Below are 13046 nucleotides of genomic sequence, written 5' to 3'. Positions count from 1 at the left end.
AGTTGTCGGGACGCTTCCGCCTTCGAGATGCCTCGCCGCATCCGGGCAACCTCGATGCGGTCACCGCTGAGGCGGAGGTTGTCCGCAGGGTGGCTACTGGATGGGGAAGTAGACATCATCATCACGATGCTAGTGCTGCGGCGGACATGGAAACTGAGTAATTGGAGCAGGTGAGCGGACTCGGGGCTGCTCTCTTGCCCCTGGCTGACCGGGGCCGAACCGGGTAGAATCACCGGGCACGAATACCGCACAGGACTACGACCTCCGCACCGAGGATCAGAAGGTCGCCGCTGTCGCCGCGTCGATGACCATGGCAGGGCAGCCGGTGACGCCGGAGGATGAGGCAAGGGGGCGTCGTGTTCTTCGAGGGGAAATCTCGGCGGATCAGGCTGTGCTCGAGATCCTGGAGGGTGAGGGGCTCGCGCACACTTTGAGAGCTGCCGAGCTGCGACGACGGATTGCGCGGGGCGCGTAGGGGGAAACATGGGGGACACAACGGGGGCGCCGGAGAACTACTTCGGGAAAAATGACCCTGCTGAACTGGAGCGTATCGCAGGCAGACTCGCTACTCAGCGCCTGTACGAACTCGAAAGTTCCGCCCCGCTCGCGAGCTTCACCCGGGACGATCTGTGCCATGTGCACGGCTACCTCATGCAGGACATCTACCCCCTGGGCAGGGCAGCTCCGCACCGGCGAGGTCGGTGCGATGGGCATGGCGATGTGCCGGGCGCAGTACGTTGACCAGGAACTCGATCGGGTGTTCCGGGACATCGCGAAGCATCCGCCGTCGACCTCGGATGTGGACGCCGCCGTCGCCACCGTCGCCGACCACTGGGCGGAGCTGACGATGGTCCACCCCTTCCGCGACGGGAACTCCCGGACCCAGCGCTTCTTCTTCGACCAGATGCTCCGCCACGCCGGGTGGTCCGTGGACTGGACGCTTGTCAGTGCCGAGCAGGTCCACGCAGCCCGCTACGTCGGCGCCGCCACCGTCGATTCCTCCTATCTCGCCCAGGCCCTGCGTCCCGGCGTCCTGCCCGCAACGGAGTCTGGTGCTGCATCATCCGGGTCGTCCCTGTCCGCAACCGAAGGATGCTGCGACAACCGGTCCGCCACCGAGATCTTCCACGACATGATGACCTTCCGGCGGACGCATCCCCGGGGCGTCCCGTACCGGCCGGGATCGTGAACCGGGACTGGCAGATCTTCGACGAAAGTCCCGCGGATTTTCGATCGTGGACCGATCGGAAGAGTCATTTTCGCTGGTAAGGACACATTTACGAGTGAACAGGGATCTGTCTCGGAATGAGTACGTTCCCGGTCTGGTTGGGTGCGACTCGAGGGGGTGGTCTGAGAGCGTCGGACCACCCTCTCGAGTCGCAGCGGTGAACGCAGACTCACTTCCGCAGCGACCGCACCCGCACCAGGTGGTCGTTGCAGAACTCGCCGACGCCCCACTCGGCCAGCTCGCGGCCGTAACCGGAACGTCCCACACCGCCGAAGGGGAGTCCCGCCGCGGTGACCGAGGCCTCGTTGACGAAGGACATGCCGACCTCCAGCCGGGCTGCGGTCTGCTCCGCCAACTCCAGGTCCGTGCCCCACACTGACCCGGACAGTCCGTAGTCGGAATCGTTGGCGATCCGTATGGCGTCGTCCACGTCGGTGGCGCGGTAGACGATGGCGACCGGGCCGAAGACTTCGTTGCAGCCCACGTCCGCGGTCGGATCGACGTCGGTTAGCAGCGTCGGCTCCATGAACGCTCCGGGCCGCTCCAGCGCCCGACCACCCACACGCACCGTGGCGGTCCCGTCGGAGGATGCGGCCTCCAGCCGCTGGACGATCTCGTCACGGGCGTCGATGGAGGACAGTGGACCGACATCGGCGTCCGGGTCGTCCCACTCACCCGGTAGCAGCGCACTGATCCGCTGCTCCAGGCCGGCCACCACGCGCTCGTAGTCGTCATCCAGGACGATCAGCCGCTTCGGCGCATTGCACGCCTGGCCGGTGTTGTACATCCGCAGGCCCACGTACCGGTCGAGGACGCTGTCCATGTCTTTGTCGGACAGGCCTCCGAGGATGATGAACGGGTCATTTCCGCCGAGCTCCAGCAGCGACTTCTTGTAGTTCTCGCCAGCTGTCGCAGCCACAGCCCCACCCGCACCCTCCGAACCGGTCAGTGAGACACCCGCGATCCGGGGGTCGGCGACGAAGGCATCCATCTGGGAGCCGGAGGCGTAGATGTTCTGGAATACGCCGGCGGGCAGGCCGGCGTCCTCCAGAAGATCCTGGCAGGCCTGGGAGGACAGCGGACAGATGGACGCGTGCTTGAGGACGAGGGAGTTGCCGAGCAGCAGGTTCGGCGCGGCCCAGCGGGCGACCTGGTAGTAGGGGAAGTTCCACGGCATGATGCCCAGCAGCGGGCCGACCGGGTCCTTGCGGACGTAGGTGTGCAGTGCATTCTGTGCCGGCAGTTCGCGGTCGGCGAGCAGCTCATGGGCGTGCTCGGCGTAGTACCGGTAGATGTCGACGACGATGCCGAGCTCGGCGCGCGCCCAGGAGGTGAGCTTGCCCATCTCGCGTCCGATATGGGACGCGAGCTCCTCGGTGTTCTCCTCGTAAAGGTCGGCGGCCCGGGCGAGGACGCGGGCCCGCTCGTCGACCGAGGTGGTGCGCCAGGAGTTGTAGGCCTCGGTCGCGCGGTCGAGGATGGCGTCCCTGTCGGAGTCCTCGATTCTCGTGAACGTGTCTTCGGTGGTGCCGGTGGACGGGTTGCTCAACTGGAAGGTACTCATGGGTTCCGTTGTACGCGTCTTGACCGGCTACGTCACCCGTTTCGGTGCCGCTCACGCCACACCGAGCAGGCGAAGCCCCGCGGTGGTCGCCATGGCCAGCAGTACCGCGAGGAGCATCGGCACCCGCCGCCACAGTGCGACGATTCCGACAGCTACGCCGAGGATGCGGGATAGCCCCGTGAGATCCTGTCCGTCGTAGGTGGCCTGTGTGGCGGCGACGGCGACGAGAATGACGACCGCTGCACGGTCGAGCCAGAGCCGGGCAGTCGCCGAGGAATCTCCGGATCCGGTGTCGGACGATCTGCCGGACGAAGCGGGGCCTCCCGCGGCGAGACGGTGTCCCCACGACACTCCGGCGAGCCGGATCAGGTAGGTGGCGACGATGAAGGCGCCGGCGGAGAGCAGGAAAATCTGTGTGTCCATCAGGCAGACCTCCGGGTCGATAGGGCCCAGGGCAGCAGGACGACCAGGGTGCAGACGGCGGTGAGGCCCGAGGGGACGAAGGGTGTCGCCGAGACGCTGACCACCACGACGGCGAGCGCGGCCAGCAGTGTGGGCTGTCGCCGGAGATCAGGGAGGACCATGGCGATGAGGATCACGGGGAAGGCTGCGTCCACCCCGAAAGCGTCGGTATCGGTGAGGTCCGCGACCATCTGGCCGGCCACGGCGCCGCTGATCCAGGAGGCGAGCATGACGACGCCGAAGACGGAGAACCGGCGCCACCGTTGCTCGGACGATGCGCCGGTTCGGGAGAAGGCCGTGGTTTCGTCGTTGACCCGGTGCGCGCCGGCGACTGCCCGCCAGCCGCGGGGTGCGATGGTGCCGACGTTCATGCCGTAGGCGAGGTTCCGGGAGTTCACGAGGACGCCGCCCAATACCGCGGCGACCGGGGATCCACTGGCGCCGAGCGTACCGACGAAGAGGATCTCGGCCGCGCCACCGTAGGCCAGCGCGGCGAGAAATGCGGTCTGCCAGAGGTGGAGTCCGGCCTGGTGGGACAGGGAGCCGTAGGAAACGCCCACGGCGAGCAACGTCAGGCAGGTGACCGCGCCGTCTTTCACTGCCGTTCTGTGCGATGGAATCATGTTCGCCATACTGAACGATCTTCTGATGTTCGTTAAGATGGATCATCGTCCCGTACGGTGAACGACATGTCGAATGATTCGCAGTACGACCATCAGCGAATGGGGTCCGCCCTGCGCGCCGAGCGGGAAAAGGTCGGACTGAGCCTCACTGAGGCAGCAGGCCGGGCGGGCATCGGGAAGTCCACACTCTCGGTCCTGGAGTCCGGTGCCGGCAACCCCAGCGTGGAGACACTCTGGTCGCTCGCCAGTGTCTACAACGTGCCGCTGTCCAGGATCATCGATCCGCCGATGCCGGACATCGACGTCACCCGGGCGGAGGAACTGAACTTCCTCGAGTCCGAGGACAGTGCCTACCGCGTGGCACTGGTCAGCCCGGGGGAGCCGTCTACCAGGTGGGACCTGTACTACATCACCGCAGGTCCGGGCGCGGTGAAGTCCTCGACGCCGCACCCGCGGGGGACCGTGGAGTACGTGTTCATCACCTCAGGACGCGCGGTGGTCGGCGTCCAGGACCGGACGATCACGCTGGAGGTCGGGGACTGCGTCCGCTATCCGGGGGACGTCCCGCACACCTTCGAGGCATTGGAGGACGGTACGACGGGTGTCACCGTCGTGGAGGGGTAGCGGCCGGAACGGGGTGGCGCTGCCTCACCGGTACAGAAATAGTGGCCGCAGGTCGCCCGATGCGGATTTTTCCGACTCCTCGCCACTACTTCTGTACAAGGGGGTGCACGGGAACACACGGGAGCGCGAGGGATGCGCAGGGCGGCACCGGGGCTCTGGAACACAGGGGCAGTCGGAGCCGGGAGGGGGAGAGGCCGCGACCGGGGCAGCGGAGTGCCGACCACAGGACCGCACCACCGAGCTGATGAACGACCGGTCACGGTCCACGTCCGTGCCTGCACTAGACTGTCTCACCGTGACTGATCAGACCAGCAGCAGCGCATCACGCAGCAACGAGTCAAGCGGCAACCGGGCCGACCGCCTCCCGAAGCAGTGGAACCCCACCGACGTAGAATCCGCCCTCTACCAGGGCTGGGTTGACGCCGGTTACTTCCACGCGGACGCGACGAGCGACAGGAAGCCGTTCTCCATCGTGCTCCCGCCGCCGAACGTCACCGGCCAGCTGCACATGGGTCACGCCCTCGACCACACCCTCATGGACTCCATGGCCCGCCGTAAGCGCATGCAGGGCTACGAGGTCCTGTGGCTGCCGGGCTCCGACCATGCCGGCATCGCGACCCAGACCAAGGTCGAGGCCATGCTCAAGGAGACCGAGAGTAAGGACCGTTTCGACTACGGCCGCGAGGAGTTCGTCGAGCGCGTCTGGGAATGGAAGCACAAGTTCGGCGGCGTCATCCAGAACCAGATGCGCGCCATCGGCGACTCGGTCGACTGGGAGCGCGAGCGCTTCACCCTCGACGACGGCCTGTCCAAGGCCGTCCAGACCATTTTCAAGGAGCTTTTCGACCGCGGCCTGATCTACCGCGCGAAGCGCCTGGTCAACTGGTCCCCGGTGCTGCGCACCGCCATCTCCGACATTGAGGTCGTCTACTCCGACGACGAGGGTGAGCTGGTCACCCTGCGCTACGGCGATGTCGAGGGCAAGGGCCCGCACGCCGATGTCGCGACCACCCGTGTCGAGACCATGCTCGGCGATGTCGCCGTCGCCGTCCACCCGGACGACGAGCGCTACAAGGACCTCGTCGGCACCACCCTCCCGCACCCGTTCATCGAGGGGCGCAGCATGGTCGTCATCGCCGACGACTACGTCGACCCCGAGTTCGGTACAGGCATGGTGAAGATCACCCCGGCCCACGACCCGAACGACTTCGCCATGGGTCAGCGCCACAACCTCGAGATGCCCGAGGTCATCGACGAGACCGGCCACATCGCGAACACCGGTACGCAGTTCGACGGCCTGGACCGGTTCGAGGCTCGTGAGCAGATCCGGCTGGCGCTGGAGGAGCAGGGCCGCGTCCTCAAGCGCATCCACCCCTACGTCCACTCCGTGGGTCACTCCGAGCGCTCCAAGGAGGCCATCGAGCCGCGCCTGTCCGAGCAGTGGTGGGTCAAGGTCGACGAGCTCGCCAAGATGTCCGGGGACGCGGTCCGTGAGGGCGACACCGTCATCCACCCCGCCTCCCAGGAGCCGCGCTGGTTCGACTGGGTCGACGACATGCACGACTGGTGCATCTCCCGTCAGCTGTGGTGGGGCCACCGCATCCCGATCTGGTACGGACCCGACGGCGAGATCGTCTGCTGCGGTCCCGACGACGAAAAGCCCACCGGCGAGGGCTGGCACCAGGAGAACGACGTCCTGGACACCTGGTTTTCCTCGGCACTGTGGCCCTTCTCCACGATGGGCTGGCCGGAGCAGTCGGACGAGCTGAAGAAGTTCTACCCGACCTCCGTGCTGGTCACCGGCTACGACATCCTCTTCTTCTGGGTCGCCCGCATGATGATGTTCGGCACCTTCGCCGACACCATCACCGGCTCCACCCTCGGTAGCGGCGAGTCCGGCACGAGTGCCGATGAGCGCAACGGTCGCCCGCAGGTGCCGTTCACGGACGTCTTCCTCCACGGCCTCGTCCGCGATGAGCACGGCCGCAAGATGTCGAAGTCCCTGGGCAACGGCATCGACCCGATGGACTGGGTCCGCGACTACGGTGCGGACGCCCTGCGCTTCACCCTGGCCCGCGGCGCCAACCCCGGCACCGACCTGCCGATCGGTGAGGATTCCGCGCAGTCCTCCCGTAACTTCGCCACCAAGCTCTTCAACGCCACCAAGTTCGCGCTGATGAACGGTGCCGAGGTCCTCGGTGAGAACGAGAAGCAGAACTTCCCGGCCCGCGAGGCCCTCACCGACGCCGACCGCTGGATCCTCGACAAGCTCGAGGAACTCCGCGTCCTGGTGGACACCCACCTCGACCGCTACGAGTTCGCCGTCGCCAACGAGGCCCTCTACCGTTTCGCCTGGAACGAATTCTGCGACTGGTACCTGGAGATCGCCAAGGTCCAGATCCCGCGCGACTGGGACGCCGCCACCGACGCCGAGAAGACCCGTGGTCAGAACACCCGTCTGGTGCTCGGTCGCGTCCTCGACACGGTCCTGCGCCTGCTGCACCCGTCGATGCCCTTCGTCACCGAGACCCTGTGGACCGTGCTCACCGACGGCGCCGAGGGCTATCCGACGAGCCTCGTCGTTGCGTCCTGGCCGACCGCCGAGGACACCAACGGGGGAGTGGCTGCCGACGAGGACGCCGCCCGCCGCATCGCCGACGTCGACAAGCTCGTCACCGAGCTGCGTCGTTTCCGCGCCGACCAGGGTGTCAAGCCCACCCAGAAGGTCCCGGCCCGCTTCGACGCCGCCGCTGTCGACCTCGTCGAGCAGGAGGACGCCGTCCGCTCGATCGTCAAGGTCACCGAGCCGGAGGACGGGTTCACCCCGACCGCGAGCGTGGAGCTGCGCCTGTCGACCGCGACCCTGACCGTGGAGCTGGACACCTCCGGCACCGTGGACGTCGCCGCCGAGCGCAAGCGTCTGGAGAAGGATCTCGCCGAGGCGAACAAGGAACTCGACCGCGCCGCGAAGAAGCTGGGCAACGAGGGCTTCCTCGCCAAGGCTCCGGAGCACGTCGTGGCCAAGATCCGTGAGCGTCAGCAGATCGCCGTCGAAGAGGTCGAGCGCATCTCCGCCCGCCTTGCCGAACTGCCGGAGAAGTAGTGGCTGCGGACAAGAACGACAAGAACGCCAAGGACGTCAACGAGGAACTCCACGAGGGTTTCGGCGAGGTCAATCTCGGTGAGTCCGGCCTGGACCTGCCCATCGACCTCAACGAGCCGGCCGCCGACGAGACCCCGGTCCACAATCCGGTGACCCCCGAGGACCTCGCCGCGCTGGCGCAGGTCGAGGCGGAGCTCAACGAGCGGTGGAACGAGACCCACATCGACCCGACCCTGGACCGCATCCGGGAGCTCATGGACCTGCTGGGCAACCCGCAGCGGGCCTACCAGTCGATCCACATCGCCGGCACCAACGGCAAGACCTCCACGGTGCGCATGGTCGAGTCACTGCTGCGCGCCTTCCACCGCCGCACCGGCCGGACCACCAGCCCGCACCTGCAGATCGCCACCGAACGCGTCGCGATCGACGGCCAGCCGATGCATCCGGCGGACTACGTCCGCATCTGGCGGGAGATCGAGCCCTACGTCGACATGGTGGACGCCGCGTCCGAGGCCAAGGGCGGCCCTCGGATGTCCAAGTTCGAGGTGCTCGTCGCGATGGCCTACGCGGCCTTCGCCGACGCCCCGGTCGACGTCGCCGTCGTCGAGGTCGGCATGGGAGGGCGCTGGGACGCCACAAACGTCATTGACGCCGACGTCTCCGTCATCATGCCCATCGGCCTGGACCACACCGACTACCTCGGCGACACCATCGCCGAGATCGCCGCGGAGAAGGCCGGGATCATCAAGTCCCGCTGGAACCGCGACGATCTGCTGACCCCGCCGGACAATGTCACCGTGGTCTCCGAGCAGGAGCCGGAGGCCATGGAGGTCATCCTCAGGAGGGCCGTCGAGGTCGATTCCTCAGTGGCCCGTGCGGGTGCTGAGTTCGGTGTCGTGGAGTCCGGCATCGCCGTCGGTGGCCAGACGCTGACCATCCGTGGTCTCGGCGGGACCTACGACAACATCTTCCTGCCGCTCTCCGGTGCCCACCAGGCCCGCAACGCCGCCGTCGCACTCGCTGCGGTGGAGGCCTTCTTCGGTGCCGGGGCAGGACGCCAGCTCGACATCGAGACTGTCCGACGCGGCTTCGCCCAGGTGCAGTCGCCGGGGCGGCTTGAGCGGGTGCGCGCCACCCCGTCGACCTTCATCGACGCAACCCACAACCCGCACGGTGCCAAGGCACTGGCCGAGGCTGTCGACCGCGACTTCTCGTTCCGACGCCTGGTCGGCGTCCTCGGGATCCTCGGTGACAAGGACGCCCGTGGCATCCTCGCCGCCTTGGAGCCGGTGCTCGACGAGGTTGTGGTGACCCGCAACGGGTCGCCGCGCGCCCTGGAGGTCGAGACCCTGGCCGAGTACGCCCGCGACGCCTTCGGTGAGGAGCGGGTGCATGTCGCCGCGGCCCTGCCCGGGGCTGTGGAGCTGGCCGTGGAGTTGGCCGAGGACGACGGCGGCTTCGACGGCGGCATGGTCTCCGGTGCCGGTGTACTGATCACCGGATCGGTCGTCACCGCCGGTGAGGCCCGCACCCTGTTCGGCAAGGACCCGGCATGACGGCGGTCGCTGAGCAGCAGGTGAAACGCGTCGCCCTGTACCTCGGGTCGGCGACCGGAAACTCCCCGGAGTACGAGGAAGCCACGGTCCGGACCGTACAGGTCCTCGCCGAGGCCGGCTACGAGCTGGTCTACGGCGGTGGCTCCGTGGGCCTCATGGGCGTGGCGGCAGATACCGCGCTGGACGCCGGCATGCCGGTCCACGGTGTGATCACCCGCCACCTCATGGACGGCGAGACCGGTCATCTGGGGCTGGACACCCTCGACATCGTCGAGACCATGACCGAGCGTAAGGAACGGATGGCGTCGATGGCGGACGCCATGGTCACCCTGCCCGGCGGCATCGGCACGCTCGAGGAGTTCTTCGAGGTGTGGGTCGGCCAGGTGCTCGGCGTCCACCACAAGCCGGTCGCGATCGTCGACGTGGACGACTACTGGCAGCCGATGGCGGACATGCTGGACCACATGGTGGCCCGTGGCTTCTTCGCCCAGGAGCACCGTGACCGCCTCATCCGGGTGGAGGATCCGGGCGAGCTGCCGGCCGCGTTGGACCTGTGGACCCCTGCTGCGGCAAAGTGGAGCAGGTGAGCGAGATGAGTGACGACAAGAGGCGGGGCAAGGCTCCCGAGGTCGGCCCGCTGGGCATGGGCCATGACCCCCAGATCGACCCCTTCAAGGGCCTCAAGGGGATGATGGCCGGCATCATGATCATGGAGGCGCTGGCGGTCTTCCTCATCCTCCCGACCATCGGCAAGCTGTGGGACGGCAAGTACGCCTCCGGATTCAACATGACCTACATCGCGGTTCTTGCGGTGGCGATGACCGTGGCGTCCTTCCTGCAGTTCAGGTCCTTCGCCGACCCGATGAACATCGTGCTGCAGGTGCTGCTGCTGATCGGCGGCATCGTGGTGCACCCGATCGTGTTCATTGTCGCGGTGCTGTTCATCGCCGCGTGGTGGTACACGTACTACCTGCGTGGGCATCTCAAGCGGCGGATGGAGCGGGGACTGCTGCCGGCGCAGCACGTGTGGGTCGACGAGAACAAGGACTCGCGGATGTGATCCCCGCCATATAGTTGACGCGTCAACTAATCTGCGGGTATAACTGGTTGGCATGACAAGTACTCCCCGTATCGGCATCCTCGCCGGCACCGTCCGCGAAGGCCGCAACTCCATCAAGATCGCCGACTGGGCGCAGCAGACCCTCGCTGCCGCCGGTATCGACGCCACCTTCGAGGTCATTGACCTCGCCGCCCAGGAGCTGGGCAAGTTCACCTCCGCCACCCCGCCGCGCATGCACCAGGGGGCCTACGAAGAGCCCGAGCTGGCCGCCTGGTCCGAGAAGATCGCCGGCTTCGACGGCTTCATCTTCGCCACCGGCGAGTACAACGGTTCCGTCCCGGGCGTCATGAAGAATGCCGTGGACTCCCTCTTCGTCGAGTGGACCGAGAAGCCCGTCGGCTTCATCGGCTGGGGCTCCACCGGGGCATCCTCCGCCCTGGAGCACTGGCACACCGTCATCACCTTCCTGGGCATGAAGCTCACCGGTGAGGACCTCAAGCTGCCCTTCGCCGAGGTCTTCCCGGACTTCCAGTTCACCCCGGGTGACGCGCAGAATGCTGCCGTCGTCGAGCTCGGCAAGGCCGTCGCTGCTGCCGCCTAGGTCACTGGCTTCATCCCCGCAGGCGCCACATTATGCATGCTGTAGTGCACACTACAGGGTGTATAAATGTCTGTGAACTGGGGGTTTCCTCATGGTGGATATCGGTGAGAATGCACAAAGTGACAGCACGATCTGACACCATCAGGTCAGGGTTGGTCGCTGTCGGTCACAGTCGTGAGAGACAGAGCTTCAGCGCATCAGTGACGGTCTTCCACAGCAGATCGCCGTCGGTGAGATGACCGTAGGCCGGCCGGAGCGGGTGCCACCCGAGATTCCCCAGTTCGGCGGTGATCCGGGAATCACGGTCCCGCTGGGATCTCGCCAGATGCCCTGACCCGTCATACTGCAACCCCGGCCGGCACTCGGCGATCGCCAGGTCGAGTCGTGCGACAATGCGTCCTTCCCCTGGCGTCACGCCGTGCACCGGATCGGACACCGACCCGTCAGCATGGACGACCAACTGCGGTACCAGTTCCGGTAGTGGCGGCAGCGCCCGGCGTGCCGCCAGTCCGTGCAGTATTCGCCGCACCTTCAGATGCATCACGGTCTCCATCGGGGAATCTGTGCCCTGGTCGGCGACTGCCACGATCCGCTTCAGTGTCCGCGCGGATGATGGTCGGCACCTCTGATGACATCCTCGTCCGTACGCACTGAACCGGACGGCACCCACAGTCCGTTGACCTGTGTGTACCTCTCATCCGGTGGTGACTCCCCGGGATGGGTCACCGGCACAGGACACGCAGTAGTACGCAGCGCCTCCGGTTCCTCCCACGCGGACGCCACAGCCTGGTCTATCTCCCCGCCCCGGTACATTTCTGATCCCCACCGTTCCCGGTCGTTTCTCCCCGGTGCCCCCTCGGCACCCAATCAGGCACCCATGGTAAGGGAAGTCCAGGAACGTCCGGTACCCTGTCCGGCATGACTGAACGCACTCTCATCCTCATCAAGCCGGACGGGGTCCAGCGCGGACTCGTCGGCGAGATCATCGCCCGCATCGAGCGCAAGGGCCTGACCCTGGCCGCCCTCGACCTGCGACTGACCGACCGCGCCACCGCCGAGAAGCACTACGCCGAGCACGAGGGCAAGCCCTTCTACGAGGGTCTCGTCGAGTTCGTCACCTCCTCTCCGCTGATCGCCGGCGTCGTCGAGGGCGAGCGCGCCATCGAAGCCTGGCGTCAGATCGCCGGCGGCACCGACCCGGTGTCCGCCGCCACCCCCGGCACCATCCGCGGCGACTTCGCCCTCTCTGTCGGTGAGAACGTCGTCCACGGTTCGGACTCCGTGCTCTCCGCCGAGCGTGAGATCGGGATCTGGTTCCCGGAGCTCGCCAAGTAGCGTTGCCCTTCCGGCCCTCGTGGTCGCGAGATCTGCCACCCCTCAGGTCAATGTCCGGGTCTCCCGGCGAACTGAGGGGTGGCAGATTTCTGTCCGGACAGGTCTCTTTCAGGACGCCGAGTCGGCCGGATGCGCTGTGTCCGCTGCGTCTGCCGCGCCGGCCTCGGTAAGGCTGATCCAGTCGACCCGTTCGCCGGACCGCTCCCGTTCGGTGACCACCACGAGCTTGTCCCGTGCAGCGAGGTCGGCGATGGTGCCTGCGACCTCGTCGGCGCTCATCCCCAGGGGCTCCGCCTCGTGGATGAGTGCGCTGCGGTTGACCTGGCGTCCGGAGGGGACGGCGTTGAGGGCGAGGAGCAGCCGGCACATGGTCCGGGCGCCTTGGCCGGTGGGGACCGGGATGTTCCTGGTGCGGTCGGTGGTCAGCGTCCACCAGATCAGAGCGCAGCTGACGGCGACGGCGACGGCGGCCGCCCAGATCCAGCCGAACACTTCGTCCTCTATGACGCCTCCGAAGGTGAGGGCGGCATAGAGGAGCACCGCGGTGACAGAGGGCGCCCAGGTGTCGACGGCGCTGCGGGTCTGCATTTCGGCATCCGGTGTCATCGGAGCGTGCTCGTTGAGGCGGAAACCGTGGCGCCGGTTGCGGACGGTGACCAGCGCCCAACCGATCAACAGGACGGCGAGAAATGTCCAGGTGACGACGGCATTGGCCCGGGGAGAGGCGGCGAACCCTGCGACGATGCCGGTCACCGTGGACAGTCCGACCCGGAGAAAGGTGACTGGGGACATTACTCCAGGGTACCGGGAAACTGTGGGTCTGCGATGCTCCGTAGAAGAAACTCACGATGTGAGGTGGCAGATACCGTGTGCAGCACAGGTCTTGCCGG

13 protein-coding genes are annotated in these 13046 nt (G+C 66.7%); 8 read left to right on the top strand and 5 right to left on the bottom strand.

Annotation, left to right across the window (positions count from 1 at the left end; all coding sequences use genetic code 11):
• Positions 1–634 precede the first annotated feature (634 nt).
• Positions 635–1189, top strand: coding sequence for a Fic/DOC family protein (locus CVA01_RS08335; RefSeq protein WP_244938217.1), 555 nt, complete (start codon positions 635–637; stop codon positions 1187–1189).
• 208 nt (positions 1190–1397) lie between these two features.
• On the opposite strand, the gene CVA01_RS08330 is transcribed toward CVA01_RS08335, so the two are convergent.
• From CVA01_RS08330 to CVA01_RS08320, 3 genes are read right to left on the bottom strand one after another with little or no spacing between them, the layout of a single operon-like run.
• Positions 1398–2792, bottom strand: coding sequence for an aldehyde dehydrogenase family protein (locus CVA01_RS08330; RefSeq protein WP_141329990.1), 1395 nt, complete (start codon positions 2790–2792; stop codon positions 1398–1400).
• Between the two features lie 51 nt (positions 2793–2843).
• The gene (locus tag CVA01_RS08325; protein ID WP_073883766.1) at positions 2844–3215 is read right to left on the bottom strand and encodes an AzlD domain-containing protein; all 372 of its coding nucleotides are present in this window, start codon (positions 3213–3215) and stop codon (positions 2844–2846) included.
• On the bottom strand, positions 3215–3853 hold the full coding sequence (locus CVA01_RS08320) for an AzlC family ABC transporter permease (RefSeq protein ID WP_244938216.1): 639 nt from the start codon (positions 3851–3853) through the stop codon (positions 3215–3217). Before CVA01_RS08320 ends, CVA01_RS08325 begins: the two co-directional genes overlap by 1 nt.
• A gap of 90 nt (positions 3854–3943) precedes the next feature.
• Here CVA01_RS08320 and CVA01_RS08315 point away from each other — a divergent pair, with 90 nt between their 5' ends.
• The 6 genes from CVA01_RS08315 (at position 3944) to CVA01_RS08290 (ending at position 10821) form a co-directional block, all read left to right on the top strand.
• The gene (locus tag CVA01_RS08315; protein ID WP_141329986.1) at positions 3944–4501 is read left to right on the top strand and encodes a helix-turn-helix domain-containing protein; all 558 of its coding nucleotides are present in this window, start codon (positions 3944–3946) and stop codon (positions 4499–4501) included.
• A gap of 244 nt (positions 4502–4745) precedes the next feature.
• Complete coding sequence (locus CVA01_RS08310) at positions 4746–7604, top strand: valine--tRNA ligase (RefSeq protein ID WP_141329984.1); 2859 nt, start codon at positions 4746–4748, stop codon at positions 7602–7604.
• 89 nt (positions 7605–7693) lie between these two features.
• A complete protein-coding gene (folC, locus tag CVA01_RS08305) occupies positions 7694–9160 on the top strand; it encodes a bifunctional tetrahydrofolate synthase/dihydrofolate synthase (RefSeq protein WP_373862667.1) in 1467 nt (488 codons plus the stop codon).
• A complete protein-coding gene (locus tag CVA01_RS08300; RefSeq protein WP_141329980.1) occupies positions 9157–9747 on the top strand; it encodes an LOG family protein in 591 nt (196 codons plus the stop codon). The genes folC and CVA01_RS08300 overlap by 4 nt, the downstream gene beginning before the upstream one ends.
• A 5-nt stretch (positions 9748–9752) precedes the next feature.
• Complete coding sequence (locus tag CVA01_RS08295; protein WP_141330012.1) at positions 9753–10220, top strand: DUF4233 domain-containing protein; 468 nt, start codon at positions 9753–9755, stop codon at positions 10218–10220.
• A 52-nt stretch (positions 10221–10272) separates the two neighbouring features.
• Entirely contained in the window at positions 10273–10821 is a 549-nt protein-coding gene (locus CVA01_RS08290; RefSeq protein WP_073883769.1) for an NADPH-dependent FMN reductase, read from the top strand.
• Positions 10822–10987: 166 nt separating this feature from the next.
• On the opposite strand, the gene CVA01_RS15265 is transcribed toward CVA01_RS08290, so the two are convergent.
• Positions 10988–11407: a putative endonuclease domain-containing protein gene (locus CVA01_RS15265; RefSeq protein ID WP_244938215.1), complete on the bottom strand. Its 420-nt coding sequence runs from the start codon at positions 11405–11407 to the stop codon at positions 10988–10990.
• A gap of 332 nt (positions 11408–11739) precedes the next feature.
• Here CVA01_RS15265 and ndk point away from each other — a divergent pair, with 332 nt between their 5' ends.
• A complete protein-coding gene (ndk, locus tag CVA01_RS08280) occupies positions 11740–12156 on the top strand; it encodes a nucleoside-diphosphate kinase (protein WP_014009459.1) in 417 nt (138 codons plus the stop codon).
• Positions 12157–12264: 108 nt separating this feature from the next.
• On the opposite strand, the gene CVA01_RS08275 is transcribed toward ndk, so the two are convergent.
• Complete coding sequence (locus CVA01_RS08275; protein WP_141329978.1) at positions 12265–12948, bottom strand: hypothetical protein; 684 nt, start codon at positions 12946–12948, stop codon at positions 12265–12267.
• Positions 12949–13046 lie beyond the last annotated feature (98 nt).

Source organism: Corynebacterium variabile (genome assembly GCF_006539825.1).
In the GTDB taxonomy this organism is placed as follows: domain Bacteria; phylum Actinomycetota; class Actinomycetes; order Mycobacteriales; family Mycobacteriaceae; genus Corynebacterium; species Corynebacterium variabile.
The sequence above is the reverse complement of the archived record's forward strand: the minus strand, read 5'-3'. Positions and strand labels throughout refer to the sequence as shown.

What these genes read in the sequence shown, in the direction of transcription:
- CVA01_RS08335 (WP_244938217.1), top strand. Translation starts at nt 635, where the DNA reads ATGTGCACGGCTACCTCATGCAGGACATCTACCCCCTGGGCAGGGCAG.
- CVA01_RS08330 (WP_141329990.1), bottom strand. Translation starts at nt 2,792, where the DNA reads ATGAGTACCTTCCAGTTGAGCAACCCGTCCACCGGCACCACCGAAGAC.
- CVA01_RS08325 (WP_073883766.1), bottom strand. Translation starts at nt 3,215, where the DNA reads ATGGACACACAGATTTTCCTGCTCTCCGCCGGCGCCTTCATCGTCGCC.
- CVA01_RS08315 (WP_141329986.1), top strand. Translation starts at nt 3,944, where the DNA reads ATGTCGAATGATTCGCAGTACGACCATCAGCGAATGGGGTCCGCCCTG.
- CVA01_RS08310 (WP_141329984.1), top strand. Translation starts at nt 4,746, where the DNA reads ATGAACGACCGGTCACGGTCCACGTCCGTGCCTGCACTAGACTGTCTC.
- CVA01_RS08300 (WP_141329980.1), top strand. Translation starts at nt 9,157, where the DNA reads ATGACGGCGGTCGCTGAGCAGCAGGTGAAACGCGTCGCCCTGTACCTC.
- CVA01_RS08295 (WP_141330012.1), top strand. Translation starts at nt 9,753, where the DNA reads ATGAGTGACGACAAGAGGCGGGGCAAGGCTCCCGAGGTCGGCCCGCTG.
- CVA01_RS08290 (WP_073883769.1), top strand. Translation starts at nt 10,273, where the DNA reads ATGACAAGTACTCCCCGTATCGGCATCCTCGCCGGCACCGTCCGCGAA.
- ndk (WP_014009459.1), top strand. Translation starts at nt 11,740, where the DNA reads ATGACTGAACGCACTCTCATCCTCATCAAGCCGGACGGGGTCCAGCGC.
- CVA01_RS08275 (WP_141329978.1), bottom strand. Translation starts at nt 12,948, where the DNA reads ATGTCCCCAGTCACCTTTCTCCGGGTCGGACTGTCCACGGTGACCGGC.